Source organism: Kocuria sp. KKT182, from assembly GCF_055635395.1.
Window position 1 is genome coordinate 2794847 of sequence record NZ_CM145757.1, and the last position, 19133, is coordinate 2813979.

The 19133-nt window shown below is 75.0% G+C and carries 21 protein-coding genes and 2 riboswitches; of the genes, 8 read left to right on the forward strand and 13 right to left on the reverse strand.

The window, feature by feature from the left end; genetic code table 11:
- Positions 1-52: 52 nt before the first annotated feature.
- Positions 53-1153 carry an alanine racemase gene (locus ACZ2G1_RS13110; RefSeq protein WP_470376955.1) on the reverse strand — a complete coding sequence of 367 codons (1101 nt, stop codon included), beginning with the start codon at positions 1151-1153 and terminating at the stop codon, positions 53-55.
- A gap of 86 nt (positions 1154-1239) precedes the next feature.
- Positions 1240-2361, reverse strand: a complete 1122-nt coding sequence (gene ald, locus ACZ2G1_RS13115) for an alanine dehydrogenase (RefSeq protein WP_095650705.1) — start codon at positions 2359-2361, stop codon at positions 1240-1242.
- A gap of 115 nt (positions 2362-2476) precedes the next feature.
- Between ald and ACZ2G1_RS13120 the strand changes: the two genes are divergently transcribed.
- Entirely contained in the window at positions 2477-2920 is a 444-nt protein-coding gene (locus tag ACZ2G1_RS13120; protein WP_470377731.1) for an Lrp/AsnC family transcriptional regulator, read from the forward strand.
- Positions 2921-2998: 78 nt separating this feature from the next.
- On the opposite strand, the gene ACZ2G1_RS13125 is transcribed toward ACZ2G1_RS13120, so the two are convergent.
- Positions 2999-3970: an NAD(P)/FAD-dependent oxidoreductase gene (locus ACZ2G1_RS13125; RefSeq protein ID WP_136341761.1), complete on the reverse strand. Its 972-nt coding sequence runs from the start codon at positions 3968-3970 to the stop codon at positions 2999-3001.
- Positions 3971-3996: 26 nt separating this feature from the next.
- Entirely contained in the window at positions 3997-4854 is an 858-nt protein-coding gene (locus ACZ2G1_RS13130) for a class I SAM-dependent methyltransferase (protein WP_470376956.1), read from the reverse strand.
- A 47-nt stretch (positions 4855-4901) separates the two neighbouring features.
- Here ACZ2G1_RS13130 and ACZ2G1_RS13135 point away from each other — a divergent pair, with 47 nt between their 5' ends.
- A complete protein-coding gene (locus ACZ2G1_RS13135; protein ID WP_470376957.1) occupies positions 4902-5552 on the forward strand; it encodes a helix-turn-helix domain-containing protein in 651 nt (216 codons plus the stop codon).
- 49 nt (positions 5553-5601) lie between these two features.
- Here ACZ2G1_RS13135 and ACZ2G1_RS13140 read toward each other — a convergent pair whose 3' ends face one another.
- Positions 5602-6981, reverse strand: a complete 1380-nt coding sequence (locus ACZ2G1_RS13140) for an MFS transporter (protein ID WP_035930331.1) — start codon at positions 6979-6981, stop codon at positions 5602-5604.
- A gap of 230 nt (positions 6982-7211) precedes the next feature.
- Between ACZ2G1_RS13140 and ppgK the strand changes: the two genes are divergently transcribed.
- Positions 7212-8072: a polyphosphate--glucose phosphotransferase gene (ppgK, locus tag ACZ2G1_RS13145; RefSeq protein ID WP_035930328.1), complete on the forward strand. Its 861-nt coding sequence runs from the start codon at positions 7212-7214 to the stop codon at positions 8070-8072.
- 15 nt (positions 8073-8087) lie between these two features.
- Here ppgK and ACZ2G1_RS13150 read toward each other — a convergent pair whose 3' ends face one another.
- Complete coding sequence (locus ACZ2G1_RS13150) at positions 8088-8279, reverse strand: hypothetical protein (RefSeq protein ID WP_035930325.1); 192 nt, start codon at positions 8277-8279, stop codon at positions 8088-8090.
- Positions 8280-8629: 350 nt separating this feature from the next.
- On the opposite strand from ACZ2G1_RS13150, the gene ACZ2G1_RS13155 reads away from it, so the two are divergent.
- On the forward strand, positions 8630-8977 hold the full coding sequence (locus ACZ2G1_RS13155) for a hypothetical protein (protein WP_017831906.1): 348 nt from the start codon (positions 8630-8632) through the stop codon (positions 8975-8977).
- Positions 8978-9041: 64 nt separating this feature from the next.
- Here the strand turns inward: ACZ2G1_RS13155 and ACZ2G1_RS13160 are convergent, their stop codons facing one another.
- The 7 genes from ACZ2G1_RS13160 to thiE all read right to left on the reverse strand — a co-directional run bounded on the left by ACZ2G1_RS13160 (position 9042) and on the right by thiE (position 15093).
- Positions 9042-9245: a hypervirulence associated TUDOR domain-containing protein gene (locus ACZ2G1_RS13160; protein ID WP_095650716.1), complete on the reverse strand. Its 204-nt coding sequence runs from the start codon at positions 9243-9245 to the stop codon at positions 9042-9044.
- Positions 9246-9332: 87 nt separating this feature from the next.
- Positions 9333-11006, reverse strand: coding sequence for an MDR family MFS transporter (locus tag ACZ2G1_RS13165; protein WP_470376958.1), 1674 nt, complete (start codon positions 11004-11006; stop codon positions 9333-9335).
- A complete protein-coding gene (locus ACZ2G1_RS13170; RefSeq protein ID WP_052133089.1) occupies positions 11003-11629 on the reverse strand; it encodes a TetR family transcriptional regulator in 627 nt (208 codons plus the stop codon). Before ACZ2G1_RS13170 ends, ACZ2G1_RS13165 begins: the two co-directional genes overlap by 4 nt.
- An 84-nt stretch (positions 11630-11713) precedes the next feature.
- Complete coding sequence (locus tag ACZ2G1_RS13175) at positions 11714-12043, reverse strand: DUF3140 domain-containing protein (protein ID WP_035929510.1); 330 nt, start codon at positions 12041-12043, stop codon at positions 11714-11716.
- 174 nt (positions 12044-12217) lie between these two features.
- On the reverse strand, positions 12218-13126 hold the full coding sequence (locus ACZ2G1_RS13180; protein ID WP_095650719.1) for a VOC family protein: 909 nt from the start codon (positions 13124-13126) through the stop codon (positions 12218-12220).
- 99 nt (positions 13127-13225) lie between these two features.
- Positions 13226-14275, reverse strand: a complete 1050-nt coding sequence (locus tag ACZ2G1_RS13185; RefSeq protein ID WP_035929501.1) for a hypothetical protein — start codon at positions 14273-14275, stop codon at positions 13226-13228.
- Between the two features lie 98 nt (positions 14276-14373).
- Positions 14374-15093 carry a thiamine phosphate synthase gene (gene thiE, locus ACZ2G1_RS13190; protein WP_408669331.1) on the reverse strand — a complete coding sequence of 240 codons (720 nt, stop codon included), beginning with the start codon at positions 15091-15093 and terminating at the stop codon, positions 14374-14376.
- Positions 15094-15108: 15 nt separating this feature from the next.
- Positions 15109-15212, forward strand: a riboswitch (TPP riboswitch).
- On the opposite strand from thiE, the gene ACZ2G1_RS13195 reads away from it, so the two are divergent.
- The 4 genes from ACZ2G1_RS13195 to moeB all read left to right on the forward strand — a co-directional run bounded on the left by ACZ2G1_RS13195 (position 15208) and on the right by moeB (position 18848).
- Positions 15208-16554 (forward strand): FAD-dependent oxidoreductase, encoded by a 1347-nt coding sequence (locus ACZ2G1_RS13195; RefSeq protein ID WP_470376959.1) that lies wholly within the window; start codon positions 15208-15210, stop codon positions 16552-16554. (Overlaps the previous riboswitch by 5 nt.)
- Entirely contained in the window at positions 16551-16790 is a 240-nt protein-coding gene (gene thiS / locus ACZ2G1_RS13200) for a sulfur carrier protein ThiS (protein ID WP_017831913.1), read from the forward strand. The genes ACZ2G1_RS13195 and thiS overlap by 4 nt, the downstream gene beginning before the upstream one ends.
- A gap of 64 nt (positions 16791-16854) precedes the next feature.
- Positions 16855-17676 (forward strand): thiazole synthase, encoded by an 822-nt coding sequence (locus ACZ2G1_RS13205; RefSeq protein WP_251356278.1) that lies wholly within the window; start codon positions 16855-16857, stop codon positions 17674-17676.
- Entirely contained in the window at positions 17673-18848 is a 1176-nt protein-coding gene (gene moeB / locus ACZ2G1_RS13210) for a molybdopterin-synthase adenylyltransferase MoeB (protein WP_470376960.1), read from the forward strand. Before ACZ2G1_RS13205 ends, moeB begins: the two co-directional genes overlap by 4 nt.
- Before the next feature lie 131 nt (positions 18849-18979).
- Positions 18980-19074, forward strand: a riboswitch (SAM riboswitch).
- Positions 19075-19133 lie beyond the last annotated feature (59 nt).

The following is a 19133-nucleotide window of genomic DNA, read 5'->3' on the forward strand; positions in this document are numbered from 1 at the left end:
GCCGATCCGCCGTGCCCGGGATCGTTCGGCGGGCGCCCGGCGGGCTGCGGGGTCAGGAGTTGCGGCCCCGCGCGGCCACGGTCCAGCGCTCCAGCAGGGCGCCCTCGCGCACCACGGCCACGTCGTCGACGAGGTTCATGGTCAGGCACACGTGGTTGGGGATGACGCGCAGGCGCTCGCCGAGGGCGGGCAGCGGGGCGTCCTCGGGCCAGACGACGGTGGCGTGGTGCTCGGACAGGGCCGTGATCCGGGCGTCCGGGTGGTCCATCAGCCGCCCGCAGCCGGTGGCCCAGGCGGGCCGGTCGCTGCCGAGGACCTTGCTGCCGGCGTCCAGGACGGTCCGCCGCGGCACCCCGTTGCCGCCCTCGTGCCGGCTGACCACGGTCGCAGCCACGGTGAGGGCGATGTCCTCGAGGGCGCACCGGCCGAGCTCCAGCTGCTGGGCGTCGCCGAAGACGTAGACCCCCGGCCGCACCTCCGTGGCCGTGGCGCTGTCGGTCAGCAGCGCGCTGGGCGTGGAGCCGCCGCTGCGGCGCCGCACCTCGAAGCCCGCGGCCGCCAGCTGCCCGGCCGCCCGGTCCAGGGCCTGCTGCTCCTGCGCGGCCGCCTCGACCGGCATGCCCGGGGCGTAGCTGTGGCCCGGGAAGGTGAAGACGCCCTCCACGCGCAGCCCCGCCCGGGCCGCCGCCCGGGCGACGTCCGCGGCGTCCTCCGGGCGGACCCCGCTGCGGTGGTGGCCGCTGTCGATCTCCACGACCACGGCCACGTCCCCCGCCGCGTCCCCCAGCTGCTCGCCCATGACGGCGGCGGCCTCGGCGGAGTCCACCCCCACGCTGATCCGGGCCGCGGCGCTCAGCCGGCGCAGGCGCTCCGCCTGGCGCGGGCCGACCCACAGCGGGTACGCGACGAAGAGGTCCTCTGCCCCGTGCACGGCGAAGACCTCGGCCTCCCCGAGCGTGGCCACGGTCAGCCCGGCCGCGCCGGCGGCGAGCTGCAGCGCCGCGATCTCCGGGACCTTGTGCGTCTTGGCGTGCGGGCGCAGCAGCAGGCCCCGCTCGCGCACGGCCGCGGCCATCCGCGCGATGTTGCGCTCGAGCACGTCCCGGTCGATCAGGACGTCCGGGGTGTCGACCTCGTCGGGGATGCGGTGCATGGGGCTCCTCGTGCCGGGATGCTGATCTGCTGCGCTCTGCCCATGCTAGGACCTGCGGGCCCACGCTCCCGGCGCGGGCGTGCGGCTCAGGCGGCGGGCAGCAGCTCCGACCGGTCGACGACCTCCAGGCCGTGGGCCTCGCCGACCGAGCGGTGCGTCACGTGCCCGGCCATCGTGTTGAGCCCGGCGGCCAGGGCGGGGTCGGCCGCCAGCGCCGCGGTGACACCCTGGTCGGCCAGGGCCACGGCGTAGCGCAGCGTGACGTTGGTCAGCGCGTAGGTCGAGGTGTTCGGCACCGCGCCGGGCATGTTCGCCACGCAGTAGAAGACGGTGTCGTGCACCGTGAAGACCGGGTCCTGGTGGGTGGTGGGGCGGCTGTCCTCGAAGCACCCGCCCTGGTCCACGGCGATGTCCACCAGGACGCTGCCCGGCTTCATCCGGGCGACCATCTCGTTGGTGACCAGCTTCGGGGCCTTGGCGCCGGGGATCAGCACGGAGCCCACGACGAGGTCCGCCTCGGTCACCGAGCGCTCGATCTCGAACCTGTTCGAGGCGACCGTGCGCAACCGGCCGGCGTACCGGTCGTCGAGCTCGCGCAGGCGGTCCACGTTCACGTCCAGGACGGTGACCTCCGCGCCCAGGCCGACAGCCATCGCCGCGGCGTTGGTGCCGGCCACCCCGGCGCCGATCACGGTGACCTTGGCCGGGCGCACCCCCGGCACCCCGCCCAACAGCACGCCCTTGCCCCCGGCGGGGGCGGTCAGGGCGGCGGCCCCGGCCTGGACGGACAGCCGGCCGGCGACCTCGCTCATGGGGGCCAGCAGGGGCAGCCGCCGGTCGGCGGTCTGGACGGTCTCGTAGGCGATGGCGGTCACCCCGGACTCCAGCAGCGCCGCGGTGAGCTCGGGCTCGGCGGCCAGGTGCAGGTAGGTGAACAGCACCAGGCCCCGCCGGAACCGGTGGTACTCGGAGGCCACGGGCTCCTTGACCTTCAGCACCAGGTCGGCGCGGGCCCACAGCTCGTCGGCGTCGGCCACGAGCTCGGCCCCGGCGGCGGTGTAGTCCTCGTCGGGGATGCCCGAGCCGGTGCCGGCGCCGGCCTCCACGAGAACGCGGTGGCCGTGGGCGACCAGTTCGTGGACCCCGGAGGCGGTGATGGCCACGCGGTGCTCGTTGTTCTTCACTTCACGGGGGACGGAGACGATCATCGGGGTCCTTCTTCCGCAGGAAACGTAGACTGGGTGGAATCAAGCTACGGTTTGCGGCCGTGTCCGTGGGCTTTTTCGCCGATCCTTCGGCAATCGACCGAGAAGTGGCGGAATGATGGACAATGTGAGCCACGACACGCGGCGCCCGTCGCAGGATCTGCGCCCGGCCCCCGAGCTGGACGATCTCGACCGGCGGCTGCTCGCGCTGCTGCGGGAGAACTCCCGGGCGACCAACCAGGCGCTCAGCGAGGCCCTCGGGGTGGCGCCGTCCACCTGTCTGGCCCGGATGAAGGGTCTGCAGCGCTCGGGCGTGATCCGCCGGTTCACGGTCGAGGTGGACCCCCGGGCGCTCGGGAGCACCATCGAGGCTCTCATCAGCGTGCGCCTGCGGCCCGGCGCCCGGCACCTGATGTCCGCGTTCGGTGAGGGGCTGAAGTCGGTGCCCGAGGTGTCCCAGTTCTTCTTCCTGGCGGGCTCGGACGACTTCCTGATTCACGTCACGGCGCGGGACACCGACCACATCCGCCAGTTCGTCCTCGAGCACCTGTCCTCCAACTAGGCGGTGGCGGCCACGCAGACCAACCTGGTGTTCGAGCACGTCCAGGGGTCCGTGGAGCCCTGACCGCCCCCGAAACCCTCAGCCGCGGCGGGGCGTCCCGGTTGCGGCGCCCTGCGCACGGGCCCGCACGGCGGCGGCCGCCTCCTCGGCCACGAGGTCCGCGTTGATCGCGGCGGCCGCGCCGACCCCCGCTCCCGCCGCGGAGGAGACCATGGCCGAGAGGTCGCCGGCGTTGCCGGCCGCCCACACCCCGGGGACGTCGGTGCTGCCCATCGGGCCCGTGGCGATGAGCGCCCCCGCGGGGTGGTCGGTCAGGGTGCCGCCGAGCTGTTCGTACAGCTCGGCCCGGGCCGCGAACCGGGGCGCCACGACCAGGGCGTCCACCGGGACCTCCTGCCCGTCGGCGAGGACCACGGCGCGCAGCGCGTCCCCCTCGGCGCGCAGCCGCTGCACGGGCCCCTCGACCACCCGGATCCCGAGGGCGGAGAGCTGCTCCCAGGCCTCGGGGCCGGGGTCCGGCATCCGGTGCGGGAAGAAGGCGACGTCCTCGCTGAGCTGCCGGAAGAGCAGCGTCTGGTGGATGCTCATGGGTCCCGCGCCGAGCACGCCGATGCGCCGGCCGCGGACCTCCCACCCGTGGCAGTAGGGGCAGTGCAGCACGCTCCGCCCCCACAGCTCGGCCACGCCGGGCACGTCGGGCAGCTCGTCGACCAGTCCGGTGGCGAGCAGCAGCCGCCGCGCGCGCAGCACGCCGCCGCCGGCGAGACCGACCGTGAACCCCTCCTCCTCCGCCCGGGCGGTGACGGCGCGGTCCCGGAGGATCTCCGCCCCGTACTGCTCCGCCTCCCGCCGGCCGGCGGCCAGCAGCTCGAGCGGCGGGATCCCCTCCCGGCCGAGGAGGTTGTGCGCGCCGTCGGCCGGGGCGTTGCGGGGTTCGCCCGCGTCCACCACGACCACCGAGCGCAGGGAGCGCGCCAGGGCGACGGCGGCGCTCAGGCCGGCCGCGCCGCCTCCGACGACGACGACGTCGTACGCGGAAATGCTGTTCATGGTCCGTGTCCTCTCGTGCTGGTGGTTCATGCCCGGTGCGCCGCCCAGACGATGCGTCCGGCGCGCAGCACCAGGTCCTCCCGGTGCAGGGCCGCGCCGGGGGAGTCCTCGGTGAGCAGGTGCTCGAGGGCGAGCAGGTCGTCGGCGGCCAACCGGCCGGCGAGGACCGGGAGGGCGCGGCGCAGCCAGAGGTCCGCCCAGCGCCCCGTGCCGGGCGGGGCCGGCAGCGCCTCGACGCCGAACCGGCGCCGACCCGCCGGCCGGAAGCCGGCCTTCTCCAGACGGGGTCCCCAGTCGGGCACGGCGTTCCAGTGGGCCCGGGAGAGGACCTCGTGGCAGCGGCGCTCCAGGCCCGGGCGGCCGATCCCGATGTCCTCGGGCAGGAACCGCGGCAGCGCGTCCATCTCCACGACCGCCAGGAGACCGCCGGGGCGCATCCCGGCATGGAGCTCGCGCAGCAGCCGGTCCGGCGCGGCGAGCTCGTGCAGCGAGGAGGCCGCCCAGGCGAGGTCGACCGCCCCGACCTCGGGCCAGGCGGTGTCCAGATCGGCCTGCACCGTGCGGATCCGGTCGGACAGGCCCGGCGCCCCGGCCGTGGCGCGGAGCCGTTCGAGCCGCGGTGCCGACCGGTCGATCGCGACGATCTGCGCCGACGGGAAGCGGCGGGCCAGGAGCCGGCTGCCGGGCCCGGTGCCCGCGCCGATGTCCGCGACCGTGCCCGGCGCGCTGCGGACCTGCTGGGCGACCCAGTCGAGGACCTCCTCCAGCAGCGGGCCCAGGATCTCGGCGTCCAGCTCGAGCAGCTCGGCCAGTCCGTCGTCGTCGTGCTGTGCGAGGTGGGTGTGGTGCCCCGCCGTCGGGTGCGGGGAGTCGTGCGGTGTCATGCCTCCACGGTAGGCGCAAAATGCTTTTGAGGCATACACTCTTGCCCATGACGCAAGAACTCGACCTGGACGCCGTGATTCGCCGCCGTATCCGCGGTCTCCGGCTGGCGCGCGGCTGGTCCCTGGACGCGCTCGCGGCCCGGTGCCACCTCAGCCCGTCCACGCTGAGCCGGCTCGAGACCGGGCACCGCAGGATCGCTCTCGACCAGTTGGTGCCCATCGCCCGGGCGCTCGACACCTCGCTCGACCAGCTCGTCGAGTCCCCCGAGGACGAGGACGTGGTGATCCGCCCGCAGCCCAGCAGCACGCCGGGGCTGACCATGTGGTTGCTGTCCTCCGAGCGGGCCCTGCACGGGATGACCGTGGCCAAGATGCGCATCCTGCCGGGCCCGCCCCCCGCACCGGACCGGCTGGCGGTGCACCCGGGCCGGGACTGGTTCACCGTGCTCTCCGGGACCGCCCGTCTGTATCTGGGCGAGCGGGTCGTGGTGGTCGAGGCCGGTCAGGCGGCGCAGTTCTCCACGATGGTCCCGCACGCCATCGTGGCGCAGGGCGGGCCGGTGGAGATCCTCACCGTGCTCGACCACGACGGCGAGCGCGCCCACCTGCACGCGGACGAGCCTGCCGAGGACCGGAGGGCGCCGGCGCCGGCCGACCGCCCGGCACCCGGCCGGGACGGACCCGACCCGGCCGGGTGAGGTGCGGCCGGGGCCGGGGCCGGGGTGCCCGGGCGGCGGGCCGCTCGGCTCAGGCGCCCGGTGCCGCCGGCGCCGTCTCGGCGCGCCCCGACCGCCCGCGCCGCGCGGCCGGACCGGCCGGGCCCGGGAACTGCGGGATCAGCGCCACGGACCCGGCGGCGACCAGGGCCACGGCGGCGAAGACGATGAAGTTCCACTGGAACGGCAGGGCCATCGAGCCGATCCAGCCGCCGATGAGCGGGCCCGAGATCGCGCCGATGCGGGCGAAGGACAGGGCCCATCCGGTGGCGGTGGCGCGGGAGTGGGCGGGGTAGTACTCGGCCACCCAGCCGGTGAGCACCAGCGAGGTGGAGATCGAGCCGATGCCGGCCAGGGCCACGAACACGTAGTTGACCACGATGCTGTTGGGGAACATCAGCAGCAGGATCCCCGCCCCGCCCAGCAGGTAGAAGACCACCAGGATCAGCTTCTTGCCGTAGGCGTCCGCGGCGCGGCCCAGGGCGATGCCGCCGGCGGCGGAGGCGAGGCTGAAGACCACCAGGAACGTCAGGGCCGGGCCGAGCTCGTAGCCGGCCGAGCGCATGATCGAGGGCAGCCACGTGTTGAGGCCGTAGACCAGGACCATGCCGCAGAACAGGGAGACCCAGAAGAACACCGTGGCGGTCAGGTAGCCGCCGGAGAACATCGCCGCCAAGGACTGCTTCCAGCCCACGGACCGCGCCTTCGCCTCCTCGGAGCGCACCGGCGTCCAGTCGCCCTCGACGAACGGGGCCACGTGCAGCCGCTCCGCCAGGCGGGCGGCCTCCTCGCGGCGGCCCTTGCCCATGAGGTACTCGAGGGACTCGGGCAGCAGCCTGGCCACCAGCGGCAGCAGGACCACGGGCAGGAACCCGACGCCGACCACCCAGCGCCAGCCCAGCGTGGGCAGCAGGACGATCGCCACGAGCGCCGCGGCCAGGATGCCGAGGGAGTAGCCGGAGTACATCACGCCGTAGTTGAAGGACCGGCGCCGCGGCGCCGAGTACTCGATGGTCAGGGCCGCGGCCACCGGGATGATCCCGCCCATGCCCAGGCCGCCGAGCAGCCGGAAGAGCCCGAAGACCTCCGGGGTCGGGGCCAGTGCGGCGCCCAGCTGCATGGTGGTGAAGATGGCCATCGAGACCAGCAGCATCCTCCGCCGGCCGATCCGGTCCGAGAGCGTGCCGATGACCATGGCCCCGATGAGCATGCCGACGAGGGCGTAGGAACCGAGGCCGCCGAGCTCCAGCGGGGTGAGGTTCCACTCCCGGTGCTCCGCGAGGGCGGGCAGCACGGCGCCGAGCACGCCGACGTCGTACCCCTCGGCCAGGATCGCGAGCCAGCAGGCGAGCAGCACCCGGTTGGTGGTCTTCGGCGGGACGGGCCACGCGGCGGTGGTGGGACTGGTCATGCGGGGAAGCCCTTCGAAAGGCGGCGGGACGCCGGGGCGCCGGGCGGGGCGCGGGCGCTCGCCGGAGTGACCGGGACCCCTCGATTCTAGGGAACGCCCGGGGCGGGGCGGTGGCGCCGGACGGGTGGCGGGGCCGGCGCGAATAATTGCCGTCCCCGCCCGGTTGTACAGTCGAACAGGCGCCGCCCGCCCGAGGGCGCGCCGTCCCCGCCTCGATCCAGGACCGTGAGATGACCTGTGCCCTGCCGTCCGTCCGGACGCCCCCGACCGTCCCGCCCGTCTCCGCCGGGGGCGACGACGACGCCCGCTGCCTCGGGGTGGACATCGGCGGAACGACCATCAAGTACGCGGTGGTGGACCCGGTCCGCGGCACCACCGTGGGCCCGGTGCGCCGGGTGCCCACGCCCGCGCCGGCCACCCCGGCCGCGGTGGTGGCCGTCCTGCGCGGGGTCCTGGAGAAGCTGGAGCGCGAGCCCGGGCCGGGCGGGCCCCTGGCCGGGGTCGGTGTGGGCGTCCCAGCCATCATCGACCACGGCATCGCCCGCTCCGCCGCCCACCTCGACGACTCCTGGATCGGCACGGACGCACGGGAGCTGCTCGCCGCCGGACTGGGGCGCGAGGTCGCGGTGCTCAACGACGCCGACGCCGCCGGGCTGGCCGAGGTGCGCTTCGGCGCCGCCCGGGGCGCGACCGGGACGGTGCTGGTGATCACCCTGGGCACCGGGATCGGCTCGGCGCTGTTCCTGGACGGGGAGCTGATCCCCAACAGCGAGTTCGGCCACGTGTGGCTGGACGGCCGGGACGTGGACGGCTGGGCCGGCGCCTCCGCCCGGATGGAGGAGGCCCTGGACTGGCCGACCTACACGGACCGGCTCCAGCGCTACCTGTCCCACCTCGAGCGCCTGATCTCCCCGGATCTCATCGTCCTCGGCGGAGGCATCAGCGAACGGCACCAGGAGTTCCTGCCGCACCTGCGGCTGCGCGCCCGCGTGGCCCCCGCGCAGCTGCGCAACGCCGCCGGCATCGTCGGCGCCGGCCGCCAGGCCCACCTCGGCGCCCTGCGGGCGTCCGGCCTCGTCGGCAGCCACTGAGCCGGACCGGGGGCATCAGCCCCTGGTGTGCTCCGGCATCGGAGGCGCCGCCTCGGGCCGCAGGGTGGTCTCCCGGACGGTTTTCCGGGCGTCCAGCGGGCCGGTGCCCGCGGCGGTGGACCGCCGGTCCGGCAGCGCGCCGGGCCGCCCCCGGTCCTGCTGCTCCAGCCGGCAGAGCGCGGCGTTGTTCATGTTGATCGTGATCACGGCATCGACCCCTCGTAGCTCATGTCAGTGAATGTAGGCGCGCGGCAGGGCCGCGGCGCAGACCTCGGGGCGTTCCGTGCGTCACACTCGGCTGTGCCGTCTGTCCGCCCAGGTCAGAAGGGGGTCACGCGCTCGGGAACTGTGACTCTGTGACGCCCGGCGACGCCCGGGGCGCCGGAGTCTGCAAGTTCGTGCACCGCGGCCGGCGGGCCGTGGACCGATGCGAAGGACTCTTCCCCTGTGTGACGTGGCTCTCTATCATGGGAAGGGACAGCGTGGTCGAGCACACCCGCCCGGCACCGGGACCTTCTGCAGCTCCCGATGCGCTCGCACGACTGGAGATCCCCGCCATGAGCCTTTCCGAACTGACCCCTGTTCCCGACGACACGGGACCCCTCGACGTCCTCCCCGGCATCGGCGTGGGTCCGGTGGTCGACCCGATCTCGTCCATCACCGTCTCCCACGTGGCGCGCTACCGGATGCGCACCGACCGCGCGGGGCTGAACCTGCGGGCGGGCGAGATGGTGCTGTGCGCGCCCTACGACCCGGTCGAGCTGGGCATGGTCGTCCTGGTGCGCTGCGAGGCTGACGGGTACAGCCCGGGCGCCCTGGTCCCGGCGTCCGACGTCGAGTACCTCGAACCGGCCGGCCCGTCCTTCGGCCCGTTCGTCTGGGGCACTCCCGGCGTCCGCGGTTGAACGCCGCGTCCCGCCCGACTGCCGCCGCGCCCGTCCTCGGGCCCGCGGCGGGGCAGGTCTCCGGCTAGGCCTCGGTGAGGGCGTCCGCCTTGTGGGTCGCGCGGGCCCCGGAGCTGTCGGACTCCACGATGTAGTGCGGATCGTCCGTGCTCGCGCGGTACGTGCGTCCGTCGAGCTCGAAGTCCTCGGTCTTCTTCTCGACGATCTTCCCCTCGGTCCTGCCCTGCGGGGTGTTCCACGTGACCCTGGTGCCCTTGTTCAGGCTCATCCGCTGCTCCTCTGCTCGTCGGTTCCGGAGCTCGTCCGGTCCGGTGCGCGTGCGCCCCGGGGCCGCCGGCCGTGCGCCGTCCTCAGCCTACGGAGCGCTCCGCGTCCCGGCCAGCGCGCCGCGGGCGTCCCGCGCGTCGTCGTCGGCATCCCGGTCCTCGTCGTCGACGCGCGGCGCGGCGGGCTCGTCGGCGGTGACCACGAGGCGGCCCTCGGCGAGGGCCTCCGGCTCGACGTCCTGGTCGATCGTGGTGGCCAGCGGCTCCTCGGCGACGAAGCACAGCACGGCGGCCGCCAGCAGGCCCAGGGGCATGATCCACAGGTAGATGGGCGTCAGGGCGTCGTTGTAGGAGGTCACGATCGGGTCCTGCAGCGCCTGCGGCAGGGACGCGACCACGGCGGGGGTGAGCGAGTTGGCACCCCCGGCGCCGCCCTCGAGCGCGGCCGCCGGGACGCGCTCGGCCATCAGCTCGGCCAGCCGGCTCGCGAAGACGCTGCCGACCACTCCCGAGCCGAGGGTGGCGCCGATCTGGCGGAAGAAGTTGTTCGCCGCGGTGGCCGTGCCGACCTGGCGCAGGGGGAAGGTGTTCTGCACGATCAGCACGAGCACCTGCATGGACAGGCCGAGACCCAGGCCGAGGACTGCGATGTAGAGGCAGACGTGCCACACCCCCTGCTCGGAGGTCAGGGTGGCGAGCAGCCCCATGGCCGCGGCCACGATCACGCTGCCGGCCACCGGCAGCCACTTGTAGCGCCCGGTCCGGCTCACGGCCTGACCGGCGAGCACCGAGGTCACGAGCATCGTGCCCATCATCGGCACCATCAGCAGCCCGGACCGGGTGGCGTCGACGCCGAAGACCATCTGCAGGTAGGTGGGCAGGTAGCCGAGGGCCCCGAACATCGCCACGCCGGTGAGCAGCCCGGCGAGGGTGGTGAGGACGAAGTTGCGCTCGCGGAACAGGTGCATCGGGATGATGGGCTCGGCGGTGCGCCGCTCCACGGCCACGAACGCCGCGGCGGTCACGAGCGTCCCGGCGATCAGGCCGAGGAGCACGGGGTCGGTCCAGGCGTACTTGCCGCCGCCCCAGGTGGCGAACAGGACCAGGCAGGTCGTGGTCACGGCCAGCAGCACCATGCCGCCGATGTCCAGGCGCGGCCGGCCGCTGTGCCGGGGCAGCTTGAGGAACAGGACGGCCCCGGCCAGCGCGAGCAGCCCGAGCGGGATGTTGATCCAGAAGACCCAGCGCCAGCCGGGCCCCTCGGTGAAGAAGCCGCCGAGCAGCGGGCCGGCCACCGAGGACACCGCGAACACCCCGCCCATGACGCCCATGTACTTGCCGCGCTCCCGGGCCGGGACCACGTCGGCGATGGCGGCCTGGGAGAGGATGATCAGCCCGCCGCCGCCGAGACCCTGGATCGCGCGGGCCGCGATGAGGACCTCGATGGTGCCGGCGAGCGCGCCGACCACGGAGCCGGCCATGAACACCAGGATCGCGCCCAGGAGCAGGGGCTTGCGGCCCATCAGGTCCCCGAGCTTGCCGTACACGGGCATCATGATCGTCGAGGCCAGGATGTAGGCCGTGATCACCCACAGCATCTCGTCGACCCCGTTGAGCTCGCCCACGATCGTGGGCAGCGCTGTGCTGAGGACGGTCTGGTTCAGCGCGGCCAGCAGCATGGAGAGCATCAGGCCGACGAAGAGCAGCGCGAGGTGCCGGGAGCCGGAGCCCGGTGCGGCGCGGTGGGCGGGGGCGCGGGTCATGCGAGCTTCTCCTGGAGACGGTGGAGGAGGGTGAGCGCCGACTCGTGGTCCTCGGTCGGCAGGCCGTGCGCCGGGGAGTAGCCCTCGGCGGTGATGGCGAAGCGCAGCGGGACGCCGCCGAGCAGGACCAGCATCCGGGCGACCTCGTCCACGCGGTGCTCACCGATCCCGGCCGACCACGCGGGGTCCCGGGCCAGCAGCTCCGCGAGGGTGTGGCGCACCAGGGCCTCGGCCTCGAGCATCAGCTCGTGCCGGCGGCGGCCCAGGCTCGGGTGGTCCTGCAGCAGCCTGCGGCGCCGCTCGGCGTCCCGTCCCGCGTAGGCGCTGCGGGAGACGGCCAGCAGCAGGCGCGAGACCTGACCCAGCAGGTCGTGCTCGAGGGCGAAGCCATCCAGCAGCTCCGGGTCCAGCGAAGGGGCCCGCATGCCCAGGACCGCGTCCTCCTTGGCGGGGAAGTAGTTGAAGAAGGTCCGCGGGGAGACGCCGGCCGCCGCGGCCACGGCCTCCACCGTGGTGCCCTCGACCCCGTGCTGCACCGCGAGGGCGGCGGCCGCCTCGTGGATCGCGGACCAGGTCTCGGCCTTCTTGCGGGCGCGCAGGGTGGGAGGGAGGTCGGCATTCATGCCCAAATTTTTGCACTTCTGCAAGTTTTGCACAACTGCAATATCTGCCCGGCCCGCCCGGCGGCGCCGGGCGGGCCCTCCGGCTCAGTCCTTCAGCGGGTCGTGGCCCCAGTTCATCAGGGAGTAGCGCCACCGGGTCTCGCGCACGTCCCCGTCGGGGCGCTGGGCCAGGTGGCGGTGGACGTAGCCGACCACCTTGCGCATGTGCTCGTGGTCGGCCTCGGTGCGCTCGCCCTTCGGCTTCTGCAGGATCTCCACGATCCGCCGCCCGGAGCGGTGGCCCACCGACTCCCCGCCGTCGCCCTGGCCCACCGAGGTGGACTCGTCGGTGTCCAGCCACGTCGACAGCTGCTTTGCGGTCATGTTGACGGCCTCGTCGAAGTCCTTGCCGGTGGTGTCGTCCTGCTCGCCCATGCCCTGCTCCTCGCTCTCGGACCGGGCGGCCGCCGTGTCGCCGCGCGCCCTCGGCGCCCGGGCACCCCGGGCACGAGGCCCAACCTACCGGCGGACCGGGGTGCCGGCGAGCAGTCGCCGGTGTCGAGCGCGGTGCCGCCGGCGGGCGGGTGCGGACGCCGCACCGGGCCGGGGCTACGCCGCGACGCCCACCTGGATCAGGGTGTTCCAGGGGTCCTCGAAGCGCAGCACGGCGCCGTCGTGCCGGGTGGGGATCCGGTGGTCCGCGAGCCGGGACGCCAGGGCCGCGACGTCGTCGGCGTCCGGCAGGTCGATGTTGACCTGGCCGAGCCCCAGCGACGCCGCACGCGGGCCGGCCCCGGCGCTCTGCCAGGTGTTGAGCGCGATGTGGTGGTGGTAGCCGCCGGCGGCGATGAACAGGGCGGAGCCGATGTCGCTCATCACCTCGAAGCCCAGGACGTCCACGTAGAACTGCCGGCCCAGCGGGATGTCACCCACCTGCAGGTGCACGTGTCCCAGGGTGGCCGGCGGCGCCGGGGGCCGCCCGCCCTGCTCGGCCAGGTGCTCCTGCAGGAACCCGTTCGGGTCCAGTGGGTTGGAGGCCAGCGTCAGCAGGCCGGTGGGCTCCCGCCGCCACGTCTCGCGGGGACGGTCCGTGTAGAGCTCCACCCCGTTGCCCTCGGGGTCGTCGAAGTAGAAGGCCTGGCTGTAGAGGTGGTCGGCGCTGCCGGTGAAGGAGCGGGGCGCCACGGTCGCCACGGACGCGAGCGCTGCGGCCAGGGCCGGCTCGTCGTCGAAGACCACTGCGGTGTGGAACAAACCGGCCTGCCCGCGGCGGGCCGGCGGGAGCTCCTTGACCTGGCGCAGCCGCACGACCGTCCGGCCGTCCCGGCCCAGGACCGCGGTGTCCCCGGCGTGGGCGAGCACGTCGAGGGTGACGGCGTCCGAGTAGTAGGCGACCATCGTGTCCAGGTCGGAGACCAGCAGCTCCACCGCGCCCATCCGGGTGTCCGCGGACAGCAGGTCCTCAGCGGGGCGCTTCGTCAGGCTCTGGGGAGCGGGGTTCTGGGGAAAGATCGGCATCGCGGGGTTCTCCGTCGGCAGGGGCGGCGCACTGGTTGATATGTCCCCAAGAATAGCCCCAGAAGCTTTCCTGTGCAAGTAAATGATGGTGCGGTGGGCTCAGAGGATGAAGATCAGAGCGGCGATCACCGCCAGGATGCCCAGGAAGACGAACCCCCACGCCTTGAGGTTGTCGGAGTCGTCCTCCACGGGTTCGGCCGGGCGCGGCGGCCACCCGCCGGGGCCGGGCCCGAACACCGGCCCGGAGGCGCCATGGGTGCTGGCGCCCGGTGCTCCGGGCTGCTGGTCCCCGGGGCCGTACCCGGGGGTGCCGTATCCCGGACCGCCCGGGCCGGGTGCCCCGGGTCCGGGGTACTGGCCCGGAAGCGGCCCTGGCGGCGGCGGGGCCGGGCTCGCGGGGCTCACCCCCCACTGGGGGTTCTCGGGCGAGCCCGCCGGAGGGGCGCCGGGCGGGGGCGTGGCCGGGCGGATGCCACCGTCGGCGGCCGGGCCGGCTGCGGAGGAGGACCCCGCGGTCGGACCCGGCGCCGGTGGAGCCGCCGGCGGCAGGGTCTCGCCCGAGAGCACGGGCCCGTCCTCGCGGTGGCCCCGCTCCGCCTCGTTCAGCAGGGTCACGAACTGCTCGAGCGGCTCGGACCCGTCGTGCTCCCGCGCCAGGAAGCGCTCGGCGCGGCGGCGCACCACCTTGTAGACGCGCCCGTCGTCGGGGATGCCCAGGTCCCGGGCGGCCCGCGCCACGGCCAGCGGGGGCTGCTCCGGCAGGGGGTTGGTGCCCCACTCCAGGAGCCCGGTCAGCAGCGGGCGCTCGAGCACGGCGGCCAGGGCCGCCCGGGCGCCCGGCACCCGGGTCAGCTCCAGCAGCCCGCTCGGCGGCGCGGACGGGCACCCCGGCACGTCGCTGGGCAGCCGGGCGGCGCGCTCCAGCCAGAAGGTGTCGCCGAAGAGGGTGGCGAGCAGCACGGCGGCGGCGAGCCGGTCGTCGCTCGGGGCGGCGTCCTCCGGGAGGCCCTGCTCCCAGTGCGTTCCGAGGGCGCGGCGGGCGGGCTCACCGGCCAGCCGGACGCGCAGCTGCGCGTCCTCCGGACCGCGGGCGGTCTCCGCGGGGCGCTCCACCGCGTGCCGCACCTGGGGGTCGAGCTCGGGGTCCATGGGCCACCTCTCCGTCGTCGTCCTGCGTCCATGCTCTCAGAACGTGCTGGACGGCGGCGGGGAGCCGACGGTGAGGCGGGCGGGGGACCGCCCCGGGCTCAGGCGGGGAGCAGACCGCGCAGCTGCCCGGCGGCGGTGCGGGGATCGGAGGCCTCGGTGACGGCGCGGACGACGACGACGCCGCGCGCCCCGGCCTCCAGCACCTGCGGGAGCCGCGGCTCGTCGATGCCGCCGATGGCGAACCACGGCACGGGCAGGACCTCCGGGTCCGCGTCCAGCCGGGCCTCCGTCAGCTCGGCGACCGCGCGGACGAACTCCAGCCCGGTGGCCGGGCGCCCCGGCTTGGTGGGCGTGGCCCAGACGGGCCCGGTGCAGAAGTAGTCGACGTCCGGGTCCTCGAGCGCCGCCGTGGCCTGTCCGAGGTCGTGGGTGGAGCGCCCGATCAGCACGTCGGGGCCCAGGAGCCGCCGGGCCTGGACAGGGCTGAGGTCGTGCTGGCCCACATGGAAGACGTCGGCGCCCACGAGCGCGGCGATGTCGGCGCGATCGTTGACCGCGAACAGGGCGTCGTACTCGGCGGCGACCCGGCCCAGCAGCTCCAGCGCGGCGATCTCCTCGTCCGCGTCGATGCTCTTGTCCCGCAGCTGGATGACGTCCGCGCCACCGGCACAGACCGCGTGCAGGAAGCCCTCGAGGTCGCCCCGGTCCCGGCGGGCGTCCGTGCACACGTACAGCCGGGCGGCGAGGAGGCGGGCCGTCCGGGTCTCTCGCAGGGAGGACTCGGCGGGGGCGGAGGCGTCACGGGTAGGCTGGGTCACACGCTGATGATAGGTCAGCGGTTCTGCGGGAGCCCCACCGGGGGCTGAGAGGGCGTCCAGCGCCGACCGCCACACCTGATGCGGGTCATGCCGCCGGAGGAAAGGACGTTCCCTGTGACTGCCGCGCACCCTGCCCCCACGACCGCGCCCCACCCGCTGGTCGACCGGCCCGAGCACGTCCGCGCCGACGTCGCCGTCGTCGGCGCCGGGGTGATCGGCCTGGCCACCGCCTGGGAGCTGCGCCGCCGCGGCCGCTCGGTGGTCGTGGTGGACCCCGAGCCGGGCTCCGGCGCCAGCCGCGCCGCGGCCGGGATGCTCGCCCCGGTGAGCGAGGTCCAGTACCAGCAGGAGCCCCTGTACCCCCTCATGACCGCCTCGGCCGCCGAGTACCCGGGGTTCGTGGCCGCCGTCGAGCAGGCCGCCGGCGGGACGGTGGGCCACCGGGCCACCGAGACCCTCGTCTGCGGCGTGGACGCCGCCGACCGGCAGGCCCTGGCGGATCTCCGCGCGCTGCAGGGGCGCCACGGCATGACGGTGGAGCCGCTGACCCTGCGCGCCGCCCGCACCCTCGAGCCGGCCCTGAGCCCGCGGCTGTCCGCGGCGTTCCGGATCCCCGACGACCACCAGGTGGACCCGCGCCGCCTCGTGGCCGGGCTGCTCGCGGCCCTCGTCGCCCCGGAACTCCCGGAGCCCGCCGGGCTCCCGGCCGCGCGCGACGGCGGACCGACCCGCCTCGTCCACGACCTCGCCACGGGGCTGCGCCGCAACGCCGAGGGCGCGGCGACCGGCGTCCGCCTGGCCGGCGGCGGGATGGTCTCCGCGACCTGGACGGTCCTCGCCCCCGGCGCCGGGCTCGGCGAGCTCGAAGGGCTGCCGGAGGACTGGCACCCGCCGCTGCGGCCGGTGCACGGGGACATCCTGCGCGCCCGCGTCCCCGCCGGGGCACCGGAGCTGCTCGGGCGCACCGTCCGCGGACTGGTGCACGGGGTGCCCGTCTACCTGGTGCCCCGCGCCGACGGGACCGTGGTGATCGGGGCGACCTCCCGCGAGGACGACCTGACCGGTCCCAGCGCCGGCGGCGTGTTCCGGCTGCTGCGCGACGCCCAGGCGCTCGTGCCCGGCGTCGCCGACCTCGAGCTGGTCGAGGTGCTGGCCCGAGCCCGGCCCGGCACCCCGGACGACATCCCCTACCTCGGCCGGGTCCGCGACCCGGACGGATCGCCGGTGCCGGGGCTCGTGGTCTCCACCGGCTACTTCCGCCACGGCGTCCTGCTCGCCCCGCTGGCCGCCCGGCTCGCCGCGCAGCTGGTGGCCGGCGGGACCGGAGCCGATCCGGCCGCCGACGCCGAGCACCTCGCCGCCACCGACCCGCACCGCTTCGACCGCCCCGTCGAGGCCCGTCGAGGGGATCCCGCGCCGGCCGCCGCCGGGCCCGGGCCCCGGAGCAGGAGCACCCGATGACCGCCATCACCCTCAACGGCCGCCCGCACCGCGTGGCGGCGGAGGCGACCGTCGTCGACCTCGTCGCCGAGACCGTCGGCCGCCCCCTGGGCCCCGACGGCGCCCCGCTGGACGGCGGGCGCCTCGGCGTGGCCGTGGCCGTGGACGCCGCGGTCGTGCCCCGCAGCCGCTGGCGGCGGACCCCCGTGGCGGAGGGCCAGTCCATCGAGATCATCACCGCCGTCCAGGGAGGCTGACGTGACCGCCCCGCACCCCGACCCGCTCGTGCTCGACGGCATCGAGCTGAGCTCCCGGCTGATCATGGGCACCGGCGGCCTGAGCTCGCTGCACACCCTGGAGCAGGCGCTGCTGGCCTCCGGCACCGAGCTGACCACCGTGGCCCTGCGCCGCTACGCCCCCGGCCAGGGCGACTCCCTCTTCGCGCTGCTGGAGCGCAATGACATCCGGATCCTGCCCAACACCGCCGGGTGCTACACCGCCCGGGACGCGCTGCTGACCGCCGAGCTCGGCCGGGAGGCCCTCGAGACCGACTGGGTCAAGCTCGAGGTCATCGCGGACGAGGACACGCTGCTGCCCGACGTCGTGGAGCTCCTCGACGCCACCGAGCAGCTCGTGGCCCGCGGCTTCAAGGTCTTCGCCTACACCTCCGACGACCCGGCCGTCGCACGCCGGCTCGAGGATCTGGGCGCGGCCGCGGTGATGCCCCTGGGCGCTCCCATCGGCACCGGGCTGGGCATCCTCAATCCGCACAACATCGAGCTCATCGCCTCCCGGGCGTCCGTGCCCGTGGTGCTCGACGCCGGGATCGGCACCGCCTCCGAGGCCGCCCTGGCCATGGAGCTGGGCTGCGACGCCGTGCTGCTGGCCAGCGCCGTCACCCGCGCCCAGGACCCGGTGGCGATGGCCACCGCGATGCGCCACGCCGTGCTCGCCGGCCGGCTCGCCGCCGGTGCCGGGCGCATCCCGGCCCGCCGCCACGCCCAGGCGTCCTCGTCGATGGCCGGGCGGATCGACACGGACGCCGCCGGTGCCGGGCGGGCCGACGGGTCGTCCGCCGGCTCCTCAGTCGGCCCGGCGGACGTGCCGCGCGGGGACTGGGCGCCCGTGGGGGAGCGGCCGTGAGCCCGCTGCCCCCGCTCGTGGAGCCCGGCCCCGAACTGACCCGCGAGGAGCTCGAGCGCTACGCCCGGCACCTGACCCTGCCCGGGATCGGGACCCTCGGCCAGCGGCGGCTGCGGAACGCCCGCGTGCTCGTCGTCGGCGCCGGGGGGCTCGGGTCCCCGGCCCTGCAGTACCTCGCCGCGGCGGGGGTCGGGACCCTCGGGATCGTCGACGACGACGTGGTGGCGGTCTCCAACCTGCAGCGCCAGGTGGTGCACACGACCGCCGACGTCGGCCGTCCCAAGGCCGTCTCCGCCGCCGAGGCCGTCACCGCGCTCAACCCGCTGGTGGAGGTCCGCACCCACCCCGTCCGGCTGGACGCGGACAACGCCGTGGACATCATCGGCGGGTACGACCTGGTCCTGGACGGCGCCGACAACTTCGCGACCCGCTACGTGGTCAGCGACGCCGCCGCCCTGACCAGAACACCCTGCGTGTGGGGCTCCATCCTGCGCTTCGAGGGGCAGGTCAGCGTGTTCTGGGCCGGGCACGGGCCCACCTACCGGGACCTCTACCCCGAGGCCCCGCCGGACGGCGAGGTGCCCAGCTGCGCCGAGGGCGGGGTCTTCGGCATGCTCCCCGCCACCGTCGGCGCGGTCATGGTCACCGAGGCCGTCAAGCTCGTCACCGGCACCGGGGAGCCCCTGCTCGGACGGGTGCTGCTGCACGACGCGCTCGCGATGACCTGGCGCGAGATGCGGCTCACCCCGGATCCCGACGCCGCCCCGGTCACCGCGGTGGCCCAGCCCGCCGCGGTCTGCGCGCTGCCCGGCGCGGACGCCTCCGAGACCGTCGGGTCGGCCGAGCTGGCCCGGCTGCTCGAGCGCCGGGAGCGCGGGGAGGCGTCCTTCGCCCTGGTGGACGTGCGCGAGGACTGGGAGCGGGAGCTCGTGGCCATCGACGGCGCCGTGCCCGTCCCGCTGCAGGAGATCCTCGACCGCGGCGCGGACGCCCTGCCCCCGGAGGCCCGTGGCACGGACCTCGTGCTGCACTGCAAGGCCGGGGCCCGCTCCGCGACCGCGCTCGCCGCGCTGCGCTCCTTCTACGCCGGGCGGGAGGAGCGGGTCCGCCACCTCGAGGGCGGGGTGCTCGCCTGGGCGGCACAGGTGGACCCGGACCAGCCGGTCTACTGATCCGGTCTCCTGCGGCACACCGCTACACCACCGCGGAGGACGTGACCTTCTGTGACGCCGTCGTGACATTCCATGACGTGCGCCCGTCATCCGGTTGGTCCCGGACCGGGCGGTCTGATGCCATGGCAAGCGCCCCATTCAGAGCGGCTGAGAGATCTGGCTCGACGACGCCGCAGCAACCCGCCCTCCACCGGGGTCAGGGTGCTAATGCCAGAACCGATGGAGATCCCGGATCTGCAGTCGGTCCGTGACGTCAGCCTCCGGCGCTGCCGCCACCGGGCCCGC